The organism is Gluconobacter sp. GP1, from assembly GCF_032913585.1.
In the GTDB taxonomy this organism is placed as follows: domain Bacteria; phylum Pseudomonadota; class Alphaproteobacteria; order Acetobacterales; family Acetobacteraceae; genus Gluconobacter; species Gluconobacter cerinus.
Map to the genome: position 1 here is coordinate 463,717 of NZ_JASGXC010000002.1, position 17,730 is coordinate 481,446.

Sequence of the window (17,730 nt, forward strand, 5' to 3'; positions counted from 1 at the left end):
GGCTTGAGCGAGGTTTTACATCTGACGCTGGACGGGTTTGAGGGGCCGCTGGATTTGCTCCTTGACCTCGCCCGGTCCCAGAAGGTGGACCTCGCAAAAATCTCCATTCTTCAGCTTGTCGAGCAGTATCTGTCCGTTGTGGAGCAGGCCCGCGTGGAAGCAAGGGCACTGCGGCTTGAACTGGCAGCAGACTGGTTGGTGATGGCAGCGTGGCTCGCCTGGTTGAAGTCCAAACTGCTTCTTCCCGCAGAAAATAACGGGGAAGACGCTGAAGAAGCGGTGGAGCAGCTTCAGGAGCGTCTGTTCGAACTGGAACGTATGCGTGCCGCCGCAGCTTGGCTCATGAAACAACCCAGGCTTGGTATGGATGTGTTCCGTCGCGGTGAAGGGGAAGATCACACCGAGATTGACCGTTCGGGTCTAAGAGTGGACCTGTCAGCGCTGATTACAGCTTATCTTTCTGCCCGCAGGCGCACGAACCGCAAACGTGTCTATGCGCCACGCACCCGCCGGTACTGGAGCGTGCAGGATGCCTTAGCCCGTCTGCGCCGCATGCTGGGCACAGATGCCGTGGCGGACTGGCAGACGCTGACGTCCCTTCTGCCCGAACATCTGGGGGAAGGGCTGGAAGCTGGGCCGTATGACCGCAACGCCGCTCTTGCGGGAACACTACTCGCAGGGCTGGAAATGGCTAAGGGTGGTGCGGTGGAGCTCCGTCAGCCAGAGGCTTTTGCTGAAATTGAATGGCGGGCAGTTTCGTGATGTCTTCCGATATGGAGCGCGCCTGCCTGCTGGTCGAGGCACTTGTTTTTGCCAGCCCTGAGCCGGTGCGCCTTTCCATCATTGCGGACCTTCTAAGTACACAGGGTCTGAAAATCGCGGCCGCGGAAACTCTGGCAGCAGTGGGAGAGCGTTATGCGACCCATGCTATTGAGCTTGTTGAAGTGGCTGGAGGCTGGCAGTTCCGGACGCGCGCTGAATATGCGTCTGCGCTGACCAAGATCGTGGAAAAACCCCGTCGGCTCAGTCGGGGGGCGATGGAAACGCTGGCAATTATTGCGTATCACCAGCCGTGCACACGGGCAGAAATTGAAGCGATCCGTGGTGTATCTCTAGGGCAGGCTATTTTGGATGCGCTGCTGGAAGATAGTCTGATTGCGCCGAAAGGCCGAAAGGAAGTGCCGGGGCGCCCTGTTCTTTGGGGAACGACACCCGTATTTCTGGAAAGTTTCGGACTGCCCGATATCGGGTCATTGCCGAAGCGTGAAGACTTCCTGCTGGACAGGGCTCCCACTGAAGCAGCACCGGATGCGTCTTCACCCGTAGGCGAGACTGACGGGAAGGGCTAGGATTGTTGCATGTTTGACTTCAGTTTCTCTGAAATTGCCCTTTTTGTCGTCGTGGCAATGGTTTTCATTCGGCCGAAAGATCTGCCGGTTGCCATTCGTACACTCTCGAACGGTATCAAGGCGATGCGCCGGATGGCTGGTGAATTCCAGTCTCATATTGACGATATGGTACGGGAAGCGGACCTGTCTGAAGCGCGGGATCAGTTTCGGGATCTGAAGAATTTCAATCTGCGTGACCGTGTCACGAAGGCGATCGACAGCGATAATTCCATTCGCCGTAGCCTGGACATTGATACCAGCGGCGCAGCAGTGTCGTCTTCCAGTGTCAACGATCTGCCACGGGTCCCGGCTCCTCCACCGATGCCTCCATCTTCTTTTGGCGGGGGTGAGAGCCGCCCCTACAACGCGATGGTTCAGGATCAGGCGGAAGAAGAGCTCAATGATGACATTGTGGACGCGCCATCCATTCTTCCACCCGCAACAGCACGGCGCCTGATGCATGAGCGCCCCCGGTGGCGGGCGCCTGATATTCTGCCGCCTGTCCGTGCACTTCATCACGGCCGGCGCGTTGCCATTTCGAGCGCGGAGAAAGACGCATGACGGACTCCGATACGATCCAGGACACCCCGATGCCGTTGCTCGACCATATTGTGGAGCTTCGACGCCGGCTGATCTGGTCCATTGCAACGTTCGTGATCGCCTTTGCGATCTGCTATCACTATGCGGGCGATATCTACCGGTTTCTTGCGGCGCCTCTCGGCAATATCATGCGCGAGAAGGGTGAGCAGCCACACCTGATCTATACGGCGCTCTATGAAGCGTTCTTCACGTATATTCGGGTGGCGGTGTTTGGCGCGACGTGCCTGTCTTTTCCGATGATTGCCATTCAGGCGTGGATTTTCATCGCGCCCGGCCTGTATCGCAGTGAGAAGAAGGCGTTTGCACCGTTCCTCGTCGCAACGCCTGTCATGTTCACCGTTGGCGCCGCGCTGGCCTATTACGTCGTGTTCCCGTTTGCCTGGAAATTTTTCCTGTCGTTCCAGACATCTGGTAATGGCGGAATGGATATCGAACTTCAGGCCAAAGTGTCTGAATATCTGACGCTCGTGACGAAGATGATCCTGGCATTCGGGATCTGCTTTGAACTGCCCGTAATCCTGACATTACTGGTCCGTGTTGGGCTGATCGGGACGGCGCAGCTCAAGAAATTCCGCCGTTATGCGGTGGTAGCATCCTTCGCCGTGGCGGCCGTGATTGCCCCGCCTGATGCCATTACCATGCTGAGCCTCGCCATTCCGCTTGTGGCGCTGTACGAGGTATCCATTCTTGTGGCGCGGCTGGTTGAGCCGAAGCCCGTGACTGACGAAGAAGACTGACGGAGCCCTGAACCATGCATGACCTGAAAGCCCTGCGCGCCGATCCGGCCGCATTTGACGCTGCTCTTGAGCGTCGGGGCCTGTCACCTGTGGGGCAGAAAATCGTCTCGGAAGATGAAGAGCGTCGCGCCGCTCTGGCCGCATTGCAGGAGGCGCAGGCGACCCGCAAAACGCTGGCCAAGGAAATTGGGCAGGGCAAGCGCACTGGCGCCGATACGTCGGCTCTGGAAGCGCAGGCAGTCGAACTGCGTGACCGGATTACGGGTCTGGAAGAGCGTGCGGCCATCATCGAAAAAAGTATCGACGATGTTCTGGCCTCTTTGCCGAACCAGCTTGACCCGTCCGTGCCGGATGGGAAAAGCGAGGATGAGAACGTCGTCGTTCACTATCGTGGCGAGAAGCGCGAATTCACATTTGAGCCGAAGCAGCATTTCGAGCTTGGTGAGGCTCTTGGCCTCATGGACTTCCCGACGGCGGCCAAGCTGTCCGGGACGCGCTTTGTCGTTCTGCGTGGCGCGCTGGCCCGTCTGGAACGTGCGCTGGGTCAGTTCATGCTGGATACGCATACGACCGAGTTTGGTTACAGCGAAACCAGTGTTCCACTGCTGGTGAATGATGCGGCGATGTACGGCACCGATAAGCTGCCGAAGTTTGCTGAGGATTCTTTCCGTACGGAAGATGGTCGCTGGCTGATCCCGACCGCGGAAGTTCCACTGACGGCCTCTGTCATGGGCGATATTCTGCCCGCCGATGCGCTGCCAATCCGTCTGACGGCACTCTCCCAGTGTTTCCGTTCTGAAGCAGGCTCTGCGGGCCGTGATGTGCGCGGGATGCTGCGCCAGCATCAGTTCACGAAATGCGAACTCGTTTCCATCGTGAAGCCTGAAGACAGCGATGTCGAACATGAGCGCATGACGCAGGCTGCCGAGACCATTCTGGAACGCCTTGGCATCACGTTCCGTCGTATTCTGCTGTGTGCGGGCGATACGGGTTTTGGTGCGGCCAAGACGTTCGATCTGGAAGCGTGGATCCCTGGACAGCAGGCCTGGCGCGAGATTTCCTCCTGCTCCAACACCCGTGCATTTCAGGCTCGGCGCATGAAAGCCCGGTATCGCTCCGAGAATGGTCCGGCCTTCGTGAATACGCTGAACGGTTCCGGTCTGGCTGTGGGGCGAACCATGATTGCCGTAATGGAAACCTACCAGAACGAAGATGGCAGCATAACCATTCCTGAAGTTCTGCGTTCCTATATGGGTGGGCTAACCCGTATTGGCTAAGGACTATTGCTAAGATGATAACACGCCGTTTCGCTCTTTCCCTTGTGGCAGGAAGTGCCTTTGTCCAGATGGCAAAAGCCGAGCCTCTGGAAACTTTGAGCGGGACGGTGACGTACCGGGAGCGTATGGCGCTCCCGGCTGGAGCTGTTCTCACAGTTCAGCTTGAAGACATTTCCCGCGCAGATGCCCCCGCGATTACTCTGGCCGAGAGCAGCCAGGATATTCTCCGTCCGGGCCCGATTGCTTACACATTGCGCTACCCTGCATTGAAAAGCGGGTTCCGTTACGCGCTGCGTGCAGAAATTCGTGTGGGTGATACCTTGCTGTTCACCACCGAAGATTTTCATGGGCCTGATCAGCCGAACATTCTGGTTCATCGTGTCTCTGCGCCTGCTGCATCATCCCCTTACGGAACCTGGAGCGTGCAGGCCCTAGACGGCAAGCCTTTGGAGCCGACGGCCAGAAAGCCTGTATTAACGCTCAATCAAAACGGTCGCGTTTCGGGGTTTGGTGGCTGTAACAGGCTGATGGGTCATGCCGTGATTAAAGGGAACACAATACGGTTCGCCCCGATGGCGATGACCCGAATGGCCTGTATTGGCTCTGGCATGTGGATCGAAAGTCATTTCGTTAAAAATCTGGAAGACGTGCGCTCCTGGTCTATCGGTCAGAGAGGAGAGCTCACTTTGCATTCGCAATCTGGGATCGCCATGATTGTTTTGACTTCGGTAGATATTGATAGTCAAAAATTATGATTGCTACAGAGGTCGGCTGAAATTTCGCCTGATACGAAGTAATCGTGACGCGTAAATCTGTGTCAGATTATTTTTAACTTCAGCCTGTGATAAAAATTATTTGCAAATTGATGAAGTTTTTCCGATAGCTGCGGTCTTGTTGATACCTTCTCAATCTGAAGAGCGTGCGTTTCAGGTGCTTGAAGGTACGGTGATGCTTGGGATGAAAAAAATGACTCAACCTACGGAAGAAAATGGGCCAGAGCGGCTCTCACCGGGGCTGGAGCTTGGACGCCGTATCCGTCTTCTTCGGGAAATGGTTGGACTGAATCAGCAGCAGCTTGCAGATCGGGTTGGAATTTCGCGGTCTGCCGTGGCTTTCTGGGAAACCGGGCGCTCCGGCCACGTCGGTAAGCATCTGGGCGCACTGGCTGAGGCCCTTGGGGTGGACGCTGAAGTGCTCCTGACCGGCATGGCGTACAAGGAAATTCAGGAAACGCTGACACCCGATGAAAGCATGTTCCTGAACCTCTATCGGCAGCTCAGTCCGCTTATCAAGCTGCAGGCCCAGAAATGGGTAGAACGGCGCGTTCGGCAGGCTGAAGACGCCGCAGAAGGTTAAGGTGCTTCGAAGGGCAGGATGTTTCCTGCCCTTCGGAACAGCTTTTCAGCTTCGTTTCCGAGGGAAGCCGCCAGGCTTCCCTTTTTTCTTGAAGCCCGGCTTGGCAGGGTGGCCTGACTTTCCGGCAAAAGGCTTGTCACTGCGGCCTCTCGGCGTGAACCCGCCGCGCTGCTGCTTCTGGCTTTCGCGCATCCGGCTCTGGGTGCGCAGAACCTGCTCAATCCAGTCATTCAGGATCGACGTGTTGATCTCAGCGTTCTGCTGCGCGGGATAGGCTTCCGGGAAGCGCAATGCGAGCCAGCGCCAGGCGACGAGGCGCTTATGTCGCTTTTCAGCCCGCTCCAGCTCTTCACGGCCTGCCTGCTCGGGATGGGGCAGGCGACCTGTTCCTGGTGGCGGAACCGGGCGACCAGCAGCGTGATCCGCGGCCCAACTCACCAGTCGCTGAATCCCATTGTCCCGCTCATCAATCGGGCACATGGCGTACGTCCAGCGGGTGGTCAGATCGAGGTTTTCCACGCCTTCCAGGGCGGCAGCAATCTCGAGAGACTGTTCCATGTCCGCCAAGCGGTAGTTTGGATCATCCGGCCGCAGAACAGCGTGCTTGATGCGTGTCAGAACGCCATAGAGGCTGTCGCTGCCGATTTCTTCAGCAACGGCACGCACGATGTCTGAGTCTGGCTGAACCAGTGGACGCAGTTCCGTCACAGGTTCTGGAGGAGCAGCCAGCATGTGGCGAACGAAAGTCGGGCTTCCGGATTCTGCAAGAACGCAGACAAGGCCTTCCTCATGCTTGCCGTAGCGGCCAGCACGCCCACCGATCTGTTTGACCTCCTGCGAGATCAGATCGCGGGTCTGACGCCCATCAAACTTGCGTAGGGCGCTGAAGACAACGCGGCGGATGGAGAGGTTCAATCCCATTCCAATAGCGTCTGTCGCAATCAGAATATCTGCATCGCCATTATTGAAACGGGCGGCTTCTGCGCGGCGCACTTCCGGGCTGAGGGCGCCATAAACAACGGCCACCCGGCGTCCACGGGCCATAAGTTCGGCCCGCATGTCCAGAACTTCACGCCGTGAAAACGCAATGACGGCATCGCCGACCGTCAATTCGCTGAGATGAACCGTTCCGCCAGCTTTGAGCGGACTTTTTCGTTCGAGATGGATCTCGTCCACCGGATCGTCACAGAGTTCGGCAATCCGTTTGACGAGCGGGATACAGTCCGCAGCGCCAAGAATGTACACATGTCGAGCTGGCACACCCATGATCGCAGCTGTCCATGCTGCACCCCGATCCGGGTCCGCGAGCATCTGGGCCTCATCAATGATGGCGACGTCCACCGGCTTATGGAACGGGCACATTTCGACCGTTGCTGCCAGGTGGCGAGCACCGGGCATTTCAATGCGCTCTTCACCCGTGGCCAGAGATGCGGGAACGCCACGTGTCAGCAGAGCTTCCCGAAATTCATGCGCCAGCAGACGAAGAGGGGCGAGGGCCAGGCCGCTCTCTGCATTGGCGAGAGCATTGAGCGCTGTATAGGACTTCCCCGAATTGGTCGGGCCCGTAACGAGCGTAATGCGGCGTTTGAGAGAACGCGCCGTGCGGAAATGAGCCGCAAAACGATCCAGCGCCGCGACGCGGGCAATGGCAGCATTGCCGACCTTGGTGCCACGTTCCAGCTTCTCCGGACGATCCGGTGTGCCGCTGCGCCACTCGGGAAGGCGTGCACGAAGCTTTTTCAGTTCGTCTGGATCGAAGAAGAACAGCTCGATGCCGTCGTCACGTGTTTCGCGTTTGGCAATGGGAAGACGATTTTCCGCCACCCACCGCAACGCTTCACGCCGGGAACAATGGAGAATGCCCGGGACTTCTTCAAACCCGGCAAGATTGGCTTCCCATTCTTTCAGGCGTTCGAGCTCACGCTCCCGGCGGCGTTCTGCACGGGCCTGAATGTCAGCCTGTTCGCGGGCACGGCGCTCTTCCGCCAGACGGAGATCGTCTTCGAAGCCCAGGTCAACGCTTCCGAATGCGCTTGCAATACTGCGGGAGAGCTTTTCAAGCTGGCCGCCAGACAGGATCAGGCCAGCATCTGCCAGATCGGCACGAACCTCTTCCAGAACGCTGCGTGGCGAGTCTCCCAGATCCTGCCAGCGTGAGACCAGAACATCCTCTAGCGTAAGGCGCAGAGCCGCAATGTCGGCACGGGGGTCGTGCGTGCGTGCGGCAGCTTCCTGTGTGTCTGCCTTCGTGACCCAGACTTCACCGGCACGGCGGGCGACATTCATGAGCTGGGACGCCCATGTCTTACGCCGTACTACGCACAGCGCGTCGATCAAGGCCTCGTGGGGGAGGGTAGCTTCATTACCCTCAAGCCGCCGGGCGACCTGCCGAAGCAGCGCTGGCCGCTCACGGGGGGTGATGTCCAGTGGTGTCCCGAAATCGGCTTCAGCCTGGTTCAGGGCCCGTTCGGCGGGAGAGAGGGGGGCGTCGCTCACGGAGTCGTCTGTCATGAAAAGACTTTTGCGTCATTCGGCTATCGGGTTCAACGCAGATGGGTTTTCCGAAACGTGATGATTGCGCTAAAAGGTCCGGCTCTTATCAGGTCCGAGACCTGTTATCCGTGCCACACCGGAGACAGAAACCGATATGTCCACCCCGAGTTTTGCCGCCCCGACTCCTGAGATCGACGAACCCATTACGGGCCTGACGCCGTATGAAGGCCATCCGAAACAGTATCGTCTGGCTGAACCCAGCAAGGAATACGCTCATCTGTATCCTGCAAAGGTTCTGACCGTTCATCATTGGACGGACCGTCTTTTCAGCTTCACCACAACGCGTGATCCGGGCCTGCGGTTCGAGAACGGCCAGTTCGCGATGATTGGCATCGAGGTCGAGGGCAAGCCGCTTCTGCGTGCTTATTCCATCGCGTCTGCCAATTATGAAGACCACATGGAGTTCCTCTCCATCGCCGTGCCGGAGGGGCCGCTGACGTCCCGTCTGCGTCATGTGAAGGTGGGCGATACGGTTCTGATCGGTCGTAAGCCGGTGGGGACGCTGCTTCTTGATAACCTGAAGCCGGGTCGTAACCTGTACTTCCTGTCCACAGGCACAGGCCTTGCGCCGTTCATGAGCCTCATCAAGGACCCGGAAGCCTACGAGCGCTATGAGAATGTGATCCTCAGCCACACGGTCCGTATTTCGGGCGAGCTGGCTTATGAGAACCACATCCGTCATGAGCTGCCGGAGCATGAGTTCCTGGGTGAGTTCGTTGCTGAGAAGCTGAAGTACTACCCGGCTGTGACGCGTGAAGATTATGCCGTCACGGATCGCATTACGAAGCTGATCGAAAGTGGCAAGATCTTTGAGGATCTGGGTATCGACAAGCTCGATCCTGAGCATGATCGCGTCATGATCTGTGGTTCGCCGGAAATGCTTGCGGATACGGAAGCACTTCTGGAGCGTATGGGCTTCGAAGAAGGCAACATGAGCCGTCAGGGTTCGTATGTTGTCGAGAAGGCGTTCGCAGAGCGCTGAGACCAGAGGCACGGAAGGCCGGGATTTATGCAGGAATTCGATCTTTTCGTCATCGGAGCCGGATCGGGCGGGGTACGCTGTGCGCGTATTGCTGCCCAGAACGGCGCGCGCGTCGCGATTGCGGAGCGTCGTCACTGGGGCGGAACCTGCGTGAATCTCGGCTGCGTGCCGAAGAAGCTGATGGTTTATGCGGCGGAGTATGGCCGCGAGATCGACGATGCCCGCGCTTATGGCTGGGATGTAACTCCGGGACCGCATGACTGGCGCACGCTGATTGATGCCAAGGACCGCGAGATCGAGCGCCTGAATGGCATTTACGTCTCAATGCTGAAGAAAGCTGGCGTCGCGCTATTCACGGGCGATGCCCGCTTTATAGATGCGAACACGGTTGAAATCGGCCCGTCCGAGCTTGATCCGGATGCTGAGGTTCAAACCGTTCGTGCGAAGAACATCGTCATTGCGACGGGTGGTGCACCGACGCGCCTCGATATTCCCGGTGCGGAGCACGCGATTGTTTCGGATGATGCGTTTCATCTGGAGAACCGGCCCGAGCGCGTTGCCATTATTGGCAGCGGCTATATCGGGATTGAATTTGCAGGCATTTTTGCGGGTCTTGGTTCGCAGGTAGACTTCGTTTATCGGCAGGATCTGCCGCTGCGTGGCTTTGACGAGGAAATGCGTCGCCATATCGCAGAGCTGGTGCCGCTGAGTGGCATCACATCCCATCCGGGCAGCACGCCGGAACGGATTGAAAAGACTTCTGAAGGGTATCGCCTCCACCTGAAGGGTGGAAAGGTCCTCGAAACCGACTGCGTTTTCATGGCAACCGGGCGGCACCCAAACCTGACATCTCTGCGGCTGGATCTGGCCGGGGTCGAGGTCACGGACGGTCGCATTGTCACACGCCTTGAAGATGCAAAGACGAACGTTCCGGGCATTTATGCTATCGGGGATGTGACCGACACTTATAACCTCACGCCGACTGCTATTGCCGAAGGTCATCTTCTGGCTGAGCGTCTGTTCGGTGAGACGGGCCGTGAGTGGTCTTTTGGCACGACGCCGAAAGCCGTGTTCTTCAGTCAGCCACTCGCTTCGGTAGGGCTAACAGAAGAAGAGGCTGCGGAACACCATACGCTCGATATCTATACCTCGTCTTTCACGCCGATGCGCCAGTCGCTGTCTGGTCGTAAGGGCAAGGCGTTCATGAAGCTGCTCGTGGATTCAAAAAGCCAGGTCGTGCTGGGTGCCCATATGATTGGCCCGGATTCACCGGAAATCATCCAGGGGCTGGCCATTGCCGTCACGGCAGGTCTGACCAAGCGCGATCTGGACCGCACGATCGGCCTTCACCCCACAAGTGCGGAGGAGTTCGTGACCATGCGGACGCCAACGCGCCATGTTCCTCCTTCTTCCGATAAACAGAACTGATACTCCGATGGCTCATGACGATCCTTTGTCGCCCCTGAAGATCATGAGCCATTACACAGCAGGGCAGGTGCAAGCGTGAAACTCGGCTGGCTGTTTGCGCCGTCCATCACCTCCGTGATGTTCGCCCTGCGTACGACAATTGCTTCGCTACTGGCTCTGGCCATCGCTCTGTGGATGGAACTTGGTGAGCCGCAATGGGCCGCCATGACGGTCTGGATTGTCGCCCAGAACTCCCGCGGAGAAAGTATCTCCAAGGGCCGCTGGCGTCTTGTCGGCACGGTTGCCGGTATGGTTGCCGCCATCGCTCTGATGGGCATGTTTCCCCAGTACCCCTGGCTCTTTCTTCCTGCCTTGGCGATCTGGGTCGGACTTTGCGCCGGGTTCGCCACACTGACGCATAACTTTCGAGGCTATGCGCTCGTTCTTGCCGGCTACACCTGCACGATCATTGCTCTTGGCGCCGTCAAGGAGCCGGACAATGTGTTCAACATTGCCATGGCGCGTGGAACGTACATTTTTCTGGGCGTGATCTGCGAGACCGTTATGGGAATGGTGTTCGTTCCCAATGTGGCAGACCGCGCCCGCGAAGAACTGCGAAAGCGGTTGCAGGCTATTCTTACAAAAGCCAGCGGTGCTCTGACGGACGTTCTGAACCAGAAAGCCAACGCCACAGATACGCTCTGTGCCCTCATGGGATCGCTTCAGGCATCAAGCGATCAGATCGAGTTCTCCCGGATCGAAATTCGCAGTCAGGGAAATGAGGTCGAACATGCCTATGTGACGCTGGGTCTCGTGGCGCGTGTTCTGTCACGCGGGCTGGGGCTCAAGACGCGTATGACGTCTGTGTCTCATATTCCGGAAGCACTTCTCCCGTTTCTTCACGATATGGGGGTCGCCCTTGAAGGGCTGCCAGCACGTCTGGAAAGCGATCGTCGCGGCATTGCAGCTCTTGTTCAGACGGAAGCCTTACTGGCTGAATGTCGAGGCCGAATGCAGGCGGTTTTGCCACGTGACGATGAAGATTCCCTGAATGAAGGCATTATTCTGACCGGCGTGGAGGTCATGATTTCGGACCTCTGTGAAACACTGCGTTCCTATCGCGCGAGTGTAGATGGTGCTCCGATTTCTGAGCGTCACCGCCTGACCCGGAACACAGACTGGCGCGCGGCCGTCCGAAACGGAGTGCGGACAATGGCTGCTCTTCTATTCGGGGCATATGTTTGGGAAGTGACAGCATGGCCGCAGGGAAGTGTGTTTCTGACCTTTATCGCCGTGGTCTGCGCGCGTTTTGCCACCTTCGAGAACACGGTTCTGTTGAGTGGCGCTTTCTTTTACGGCGCAGTCTGGGCCGCCCTAGCGAGTGTTATTCCCGTTTTCGTCGTGATGCCTGTGACGGCCAGCTATGTCTTTTTCTGTCTGACCGTTGGCTTCTTCATGATGTTGGGCGGTCTTGCGACACGTAATCCTGGCACGGCCGTCATGGCAGCGTCCTATGGGACGTTTTTTCCGTTCCTTCTCGGAATGGATAATCAGGGACGTATGGACGAGATTTCGTGGTTCAACACGACGATCGCCCTGCTGCTTGGTCTTGGAGCCGGCGTCGTAATTTTCCGTGCGGTTCTGCCCTTTACGCCACGTCGGGCGGCTGAGGTGCTACGGTATCAGTTGCGTCGCAGTCTACGGCGTCTGGCGCTTCCAGGCGTCGTCATGGACGAATACGTCTGGATTAATGATGGTACGCAAAGCATGGAGCGTGCCGTCCGATTTGCAGGGTCTCTCGCGAGCGATCGCGCTGAAGAAATGCTGCGTGGGACGCTGTCAGTCATGACCGTTGGGCGAAATGTGCTGATGCTGCGAAAGCTGGCGCAGCATGGCAGTTTGCCAGATACTGCCGTAGCTGCGGTGGATGGTCTGATCCGCAATCTTCTGCGTCGTAAGCTGCCGCTCACCCATACAGCCGCAACGATTGAGCCGACACTGACGGAACTTTACGCCCTTGAGCGTGAGTCTCAGGACCCGTCCATTCGTCATGATCTTGTATTGGCGATTGGCTCCCTGCTGATCGTACAGTCAGAACTGCCGACCAGCAGGGCGTTTCTCAGGGCAACAACCTGAGTTTCAAGATTAGGACGCCAGGAATTCCAGCAGGTCTGCATTGACCTGTTCGGCATGGGTGAAGAACAACCCATGCGGAGCACCGTCATATTCCCGGAAGATCGATCCCGGAATCAGATCAGCAGCACGCCGGCCGGCGATATCAGCCGGAACCGCTGAATCAGCCGTTCCATGGATGATGAGCGTAGGAATGGTGAAAGACTGAAGGTCACTGCGGAAATCGGTTTTTCCCCAAGCGTCCACACAATCGAGCGTTGCCATCGGGCTAGCCATGCTGGCCAGTGTGAAAGACCAGTCCAGCACGCCCTCACTGACTGGGTGGTGCAGCATGGTCGTGCCATAAAAGCCCGGCAGAAAGCTCTTCAGGAAGCCAAAGCGATCCTGTCGAATTTCCTGTTTGATGCCATCGAAAACAGAAATATCCACGCCTTCGGGATTATCCGCAGTTTTCAGAAGGAATGGGACGATGGAAGCCAGAAGCACAGCTTTTGAAATTCTTGAGCGACCATGGCGCGTCAAATAGCGGGTAACTTCGCCACCGCCCATGGAGAAGCCAACGAGGGTCGCATCCCACAGGTCAAGCTGTTCCAGAATGACCGCAAGGTCATCGGCCAGAACATCGTAATTGTAGCAGTTGATGGGGTGGCCTGAGAGACCAAAGCCGCGCCGGTCATAGGTAATGACGCGGTAGCCAGCTTCGACAAGTGCGAGGGTCTGTTTTTCCCACATATCGCCGGTCAGTGGCCAGCCGTGGATCAGAACAACCGGGCGTCCGACGCCCATATCCTTCACATGAAGGCTCGTTCCGTCAGTAGCAGTAATATACGGCATGGAGTCTGCTCCTCATACGATCTGGCTGGATGATACCAGCCGCATCCTGAAGAGCAGAACCCCTGCGCTGAAGATTGGTTTCTTTTACCAGCCGTTGCCGCGTGGAGCGACATAACCGTTGCCGGTAGCATCACCGAGCTGGCCAGACTGGGTGTTGTTGCTCCCCTGATAAGACGACCCGAATTTGGAGAGGTTGGCACCCGTCACGCTATCGCGTTCCACCCCGGCCTCATGGTCCGGATCGGGCCCGTGCTCGAATTCTGTGCTCGGAGCATCCTGATAGCCAGGTGGCAGGGACCGGTGGCCACGGGCACGGAAATGCTCTCCGCCATTAGCCTTCTGTTCAGCGCCCGGCGCTTGAGACTGAGTGCTGTTTTGCTGGGGGGCTGTTTCGTAGGGCTGACCGAAAGTCGTGCTCTGAGCCTGAGCCACCCCTCCCAGCAGAGCGGTCGCCAGCAGGGCATGGCAGAAAAAGCGGGAAGAGGGCAGCATGGGATCTGGTCCTGAACCAATCATGGAAATCAACGGCCCCATCACCATATGGAAAGCAGAACCGCATATTTTTTTATAATCGGTCCGCTTGGGCTGAGGTTCAAGAGTTCTTTTCATCTCGAATGGCGGGAGCAGGAGGAAGCAGTGGAGGATCTCTTTGCGGAAATGCGGGTTCGCACAGAGCTCGGGACAGGCGCGGTCTGGCTTCCAGGCTTCGTCGACTCCGTTGCAGACCAGCTTTTGCAGCATATCCATTCTCTCTCCCAGATTTCTCCCTTCCGTTTCATGAAGACGCCGGGTGGTCGCTCAATGTCTGTCGCCATGACCAGTTGCGGGGCCTGCGGCTGGTATACCGACAAACGTGGATACCGGTACGTTCGACACGACCCGATGACTGGCCAACACTGGCCGGATATGCCGGATATATTTCGTCATATCGCGGTCGCGGCTGCAAAGGAGGCCGGATTTCCAGATTTCACTCCCGTGTCGTGTCTGGTGAACCGCTACGAGCCAGGCGCAAAGATGGGGCTTCATCAGGATCGGGATGAAGATGATCTGGCGTCTCCGATTGTGTCTGTTTCTCTGGGGGTTCCGGCCCGATTTGCGTTTGGAGGCTTGCTGAAGACTGCCTCGGTCAGGCGCTTTGATCTGAGGCATGGAGACGTCGTGGTGTGGGGCGGGCCGTCTCGGCTGGCATGGCACGGCGTTTCGCCCGTGCGTGAAACATTCCATCAGCAGACAGGTGCCATGCGTTACAATCTAACTTTTCGCGCTATCAACCCGGCGCTTTTTCAGCCATAAACAGCGCCCCGCAATTCTGTTCACTTCCCGACCCCCGGAGGGCATTCAATGCACCCCTCGACCAAGACCCAGACGTCCGACAACACGATGTCATGGTCTCCTGCAAGCTGGCGTTCCCGTCCGATCGTCCAGGCCCCGTCTTATGAAGACGAAGCTGCGCTTGCTGCTGTCGAGGCTCGTTTGCATCGATATCCTCCGCTGGTTTTTGCGGGTGAAGCCCGCCGCCTGAAGACACGTCTGGCCGCAGCATCCCGCGGTGAAGCCTTTGTGCTTCAGGGTGGGGCCTGTGCGGAAAGCTTCGACGAATTTACGGCCGATATCGTCCGCGACACTTTCCGTGTGCTGCTTCAGATGGCTGTGGTTCTGACATTCGCCGCCAAGGTGCCTGTCGTGAAGATCGGCCGTATGGCGGGTCAGTATGCCAAGCCACGCTCATCCAACACGGAAACAATCGATGGTGTGACGCTGCCGTGCTACCGGGGTGACATCATCAATGGTCCGGAATTCACGGCGGCTTCCCGTATTCCTGATCCTGCCCGCATGGAAACGGGGTATTTCCAGTCTGCCGGTGTGATGAACCTCCTGCGTGCGTTCGCAAATGGCGGTTATGCAAACCTGCATCAGGTTCATAGCTGGAACCTCGGCTTCGTGGAGCGCTCACCGCTCGCAGCCCGCTATCAGGATTTGGCCCATCGCATTGACGAAACGCTCTCCTTTATGCGGGCTTGTGGTTTCGACAGTGCGGCATCCCAGATTGATGAGACGGAATTCTATACGTCTCATGAAGCTCTTCTCCTGCCATACGAGCAGGCTCTAACCCGCATCGATAGCACCAGCGGTAACTACTATGACTGCTCTGCGCACTTCCTGTGGATTGGTGATCGCACCCGTCAGCCCGATGGCGCGCATGTCGAGTTCCTGCGTGGCGTTCAGAACCCGATCGGTATCAAGGTTGGCCCGACGACCACAGTTGCCGATCTGGAAAAGCTGCTTGAGATTCTGAACCCGAATGACGAGGCCGGCCGTATTACGCTGATCTCGCGCATGGGCAAGGACAAGGTGCGCGAGCATCTGCCGCCGCTTCTGGATGCCGTTATCAAGACGGGGCGTACGGTCACATGGCTGTGTGACCCGATGCATGGCAACACCACCACAACGTCCAGCAAGGTCAAGACGCGCTCCTTCGAAAGCATCCTGGGCGAAGTGCTTGGTTTCTTCGATGTATTTGAAGCCGCAGGCCGTCGTCCGGGCGGTATCCACCTTGAAATGACAGGTCAGGATGTGACCGAATGCATTGGTGGTGCCCAGTGTCTGACGGAAGCCGATCTGGGTGATCGGTATGAAACATTCTGTGATCCACGCCTTAATGCGGAACAGTCGCTTGAAATGGCGTTTCTACTTGCGCATGAACTGACAGGCCGACGAGCAGGAAAGCAGGAATGAATTCTTCCGTTTCTCAAAGTGCATTAGAACAATCCAGCGGTGCCATTGGCCCGCTGGATCAACAAACAATTGAATCCAGGACCGATGCTTATTTCGGGCGAACCCGAAAAATCGTCGAACATTTTGGTGACGCGAAAGTCACCTACGCGGTTTTTATCCGCCGCCCGGTCATCGCGGCCTGTGGCATAGCAGTCACCTGGCTGCGAAATGTGGCCAAGGCCCAGAGTTTCGATCTCCATATCCGCGAAGTTTATGAAGAAGGGCAGTGGGTCGGCGCGGGCGAACCACTTCTGTATCTGACTGGCCCGTTCACCAAACTTGCCCCTCTCGAAACCCTGCTCCTTCAGCGTCTTGGCGCTGCCTGTGTCGCTGCCCATAATGCGTATCAGATGGCGATGGCCTTGCCGGAAGTCCCGTTCCTGGCAATGGAAGCGCGTCATTGTGCTGGCTTCGAAATGCAGGAACAAATGGGCTATGCGGCAGCCGTTGGCTCCCGTGCAGCTCAAAAGGAAGGGGCTCGTGGATTCATTGGGAATGCCAATGATGCAACAGCTGGCTTCTTTGGTCAGGAGCATGGTCTTGGGACCATGCCGCACGCCCTGATCGGCTACGCGGGTTCAACGCTCCGGGCTGCCGAGATGTATGCCGAAGTCTACCCGAATGACCCACTGACCATTCTGGTGGACTATTTCGGACAGGAAGTGACGGATGCGCTGGAAGTCTGCCGACGTTTCCCGGAAAAAGCTGCTGCCGGGCAGTTAAGTGTCCGCCTCGATACGCATGGTGGGCGCTTTCTGGAAGGGCTGGACCCACAGTCGTCTTACGCCGTGCTGGAACGCTACACGCCGGGTACGATCCGCCGCTACCGCTCCGATGCAGAGTTGCGGGATCTGGTTGGCACGGGTGTTTCGGCTGCTGCGATCTGGCGAATGCGCGAAGCACTGAATGAGGCTGGTTTTCCGAAAGTGAAAATCACGGTGTCGTCAGGGTTCAATGTGTCCAAGTGCACAAGCATGCGCGATGCTCACGCGCCGATTGACGTTGTTGGCAGTGGCTCTTTTATTCCTGATCGTTGGTCTGAGACCTATGCAACGGCAGACATCGTGGCCTATGACGGCACGCTTCGCGTCAAGGTTGGGCGTGAATTTCTGCTGAACAAGGCAAAAGCCGAACAGGAGGTCTCATGAGCGACGAAGCCGAAAACCCGGGAACGGAAACTGCCGGGCAGGGCCAGTCCTGGAGTGTCAGGATCATCGATCTCTCCGGTGCATCCGAGGATGACACTGTAGAAGTTGTAAAAGACTTCATGGACCTGATGCACGCCAATGCTTACGCCCGCGCCTATGTGCGAGACAGTATTGAGCGCTGCCGCGTTCCGGGTGCGACAAGTCGTGAAGTGCTGGAAAGCTGGATGGCTTTTGGTGAAAACGCGGAAGTTGTTGATGCGGGAGATGATGGCTGGAAGTCTTCCACGGAACTGGATGACTTCGTTGCCAATCGGGCGACCCCCATGGAGCGCGACTGGCGCGCTATTGATCCGCGTCGTCTCGTGGATGACGACGAGATTGCTGGCCCTCCAGACGATGACGAAGATGATGAAGACGACGAAAATACCCACGAAGTCATTCGTCACTGAATTAATGGCTGCCCCTGTGAAACAGTAGTCTCACAAGGGCAGCATCCCCGCACCGAGTGGGGTCACAAAATATCCACATGACTTGGGATCT

17 protein-coding genes are annotated in these 17,730 nt (G+C 57.4%); 14 read left to right on the forward strand and 3 right to left on the reverse strand.

Annotation, left to right across the window (positions count from 1 at the left end):
• The first annotated feature begins 3 nt into the window (after positions 1–3).
• From R5H23_RS06720 to R5H23_RS06750, 7 genes are all read left to right on the forward strand, one after another.
• Entirely contained in the window at positions 4–762 is a 759-nt protein-coding gene (locus R5H23_RS06720) for a ScpA family protein (protein WP_086634581.1), read from the forward strand.
• Entirely contained in the window at positions 762–1,349 is a 588-nt protein-coding gene (gene scpB, locus R5H23_RS06725; protein WP_408874339.1) for an SMC-Scp complex subunit ScpB, read from the forward strand. Before R5H23_RS06720 ends, scpB begins: the two co-directional genes overlap by 1 nt.
• A 9-nt stretch (positions 1,350–1,358) precedes the next feature.
• Positions 1,359–1,949: a Sec-independent protein translocase protein TatB gene (gene tatB / locus R5H23_RS06730; protein ID WP_086634579.1), complete on the forward strand. Its 591-nt coding sequence runs from the start codon at positions 1,359–1,361 to the stop codon at positions 1,947–1,949.
• On the forward strand, positions 1,946–2,725 hold the full coding sequence (tatC, locus tag R5H23_RS06735) for a twin-arginine translocase subunit TatC (RefSeq protein WP_046899712.1): 780 nt from the start codon (positions 1,946–1,948) through the stop codon (positions 2,723–2,725). Before tatB ends, tatC begins: the two co-directional genes overlap by 4 nt.
• Before the next feature lie 14 nt (positions 2,726–2,739).
• Positions 2,740–4,002, forward strand: coding sequence for a serine--tRNA ligase (gene serS / locus R5H23_RS06740; protein ID WP_317214893.1), 1,263 nt, complete (start codon positions 2,740–2,742; stop codon positions 4,000–4,002).
• 14 nt (positions 4,003–4,016) lie between these two features.
• Positions 4,017–4,757, forward strand: a complete 741-nt coding sequence (locus R5H23_RS06745; protein WP_317214894.1) for an META domain-containing protein — start codon at positions 4,017–4,019, stop codon at positions 4,755–4,757.
• A 211-nt stretch (positions 4,758–4,968) separates the two neighbouring features.
• Positions 4,969–5,358 (forward strand): helix-turn-helix domain-containing protein, encoded by a 390-nt coding sequence (locus tag R5H23_RS06750; protein ID WP_099211091.1) that lies wholly within the window; start codon positions 4,969–4,971, stop codon positions 5,356–5,358.
• Positions 5,359–5,403: 45 nt separating this feature from the next.
• Here the strand turns inward: R5H23_RS06750 and R5H23_RS06755 are convergent, their stop codons facing one another.
• On the reverse strand, positions 5,404–7,869 hold the full coding sequence (locus R5H23_RS06755; protein ID WP_174694765.1) for a helicase-related protein: 2,466 nt from the start codon (positions 7,867–7,869) through the stop codon (positions 5,404–5,406).
• 136 nt (positions 7,870–8,005) lie between these two features.
• Here R5H23_RS06755 and R5H23_RS06760 point away from each other — a divergent pair, with 136 nt between their 5' ends.
• From R5H23_RS06760 to R5H23_RS06770, 3 genes are all read left to right on the forward strand, one after another.
• Complete coding sequence (locus tag R5H23_RS06760; protein ID WP_046899709.1) at positions 8,006–8,893, forward strand: ferredoxin--NADP reductase; 888 nt, start codon at positions 8,006–8,008, stop codon at positions 8,891–8,893.
• Between the two features lie 27 nt (positions 8,894–8,920).
• The gene (gene gorA / locus R5H23_RS06765) at positions 8,921–10,321 is read left to right on the forward strand and encodes a glutathione-disulfide reductase (RefSeq protein ID WP_317214895.1); all 1,401 of its coding nucleotides are present in this window, start codon (positions 8,921–8,923) and stop codon (positions 10,319–10,321) included.
• Between the two features lie 75 nt (positions 10,322–10,396).
• Positions 10,397–12,436 (forward strand): FUSC family protein, encoded by a 2,040-nt coding sequence (locus R5H23_RS06770; protein ID WP_086634575.1) that lies wholly within the window; start codon positions 10,397–10,399, stop codon positions 12,434–12,436.
• Between the two features lie 9 nt (positions 12,437–12,445).
• On the opposite strand, the gene R5H23_RS06775 is transcribed toward R5H23_RS06770, so the two are convergent.
• The gene (locus R5H23_RS06775) at positions 12,446–13,267 is read right to left on the reverse strand and encodes an alpha/beta hydrolase (protein ID WP_317214896.1); all 822 of its coding nucleotides are present in this window, start codon (positions 13,265–13,267) and stop codon (positions 12,446–12,448) included.
• An 84-nt stretch (positions 13,268–13,351) separates the two neighbouring features.
• The gene (locus R5H23_RS06780) at positions 13,352–13,807 is read right to left on the reverse strand and encodes a hypothetical protein (protein ID WP_211509227.1); all 456 of its coding nucleotides are present in this window, start codon (positions 13,805–13,807) and stop codon (positions 13,352–13,354) included.
• A 96-nt stretch (positions 13,808–13,903) separates the two neighbouring features.
• On the opposite strand from R5H23_RS06780, the gene alkB reads away from it, so the two are divergent.
• The 4 genes from alkB to R5H23_RS06800 are packed head-to-tail and all read left to right on the forward strand — an operon-like array spanning position 13,904 to position 17,639.
• Positions 13,904–14,560 carry a DNA oxidative demethylase AlkB gene (alkB, locus tag R5H23_RS06785; protein ID WP_317214897.1) on the forward strand — a complete coding sequence of 219 codons (657 nt, stop codon included), beginning with the start codon at positions 13,904–13,906 and terminating at the stop codon, positions 14,558–14,560.
• A 48-nt stretch (positions 14,561–14,608) separates the two neighbouring features.
• Positions 14,609–16,003 carry a class II 3-deoxy-7-phosphoheptulonate synthase gene (locus R5H23_RS06790; RefSeq protein WP_064273966.1) on the forward strand — a complete coding sequence of 465 codons (1,395 nt, stop codon included), beginning with the start codon at positions 14,609–14,611 and terminating at the stop codon, positions 16,001–16,003.
• A complete protein-coding gene (locus tag R5H23_RS06795) occupies positions 16,000–17,190 on the forward strand; it encodes a nicotinate phosphoribosyltransferase (RefSeq protein ID WP_211500059.1) in 1,191 nt (396 codons plus the stop codon). Before R5H23_RS06790 ends, R5H23_RS06795 begins: the two co-directional genes overlap by 4 nt.
• A complete protein-coding gene (locus R5H23_RS06800; RefSeq protein WP_046899702.1) occupies positions 17,187–17,639 on the forward strand; it encodes a hypothetical protein in 453 nt (150 codons plus the stop codon). The genes R5H23_RS06795 and R5H23_RS06800 overlap by 4 nt, the downstream gene beginning before the upstream one ends.
• Positions 17,640–17,730: the final 91 nt, after the last annotated feature.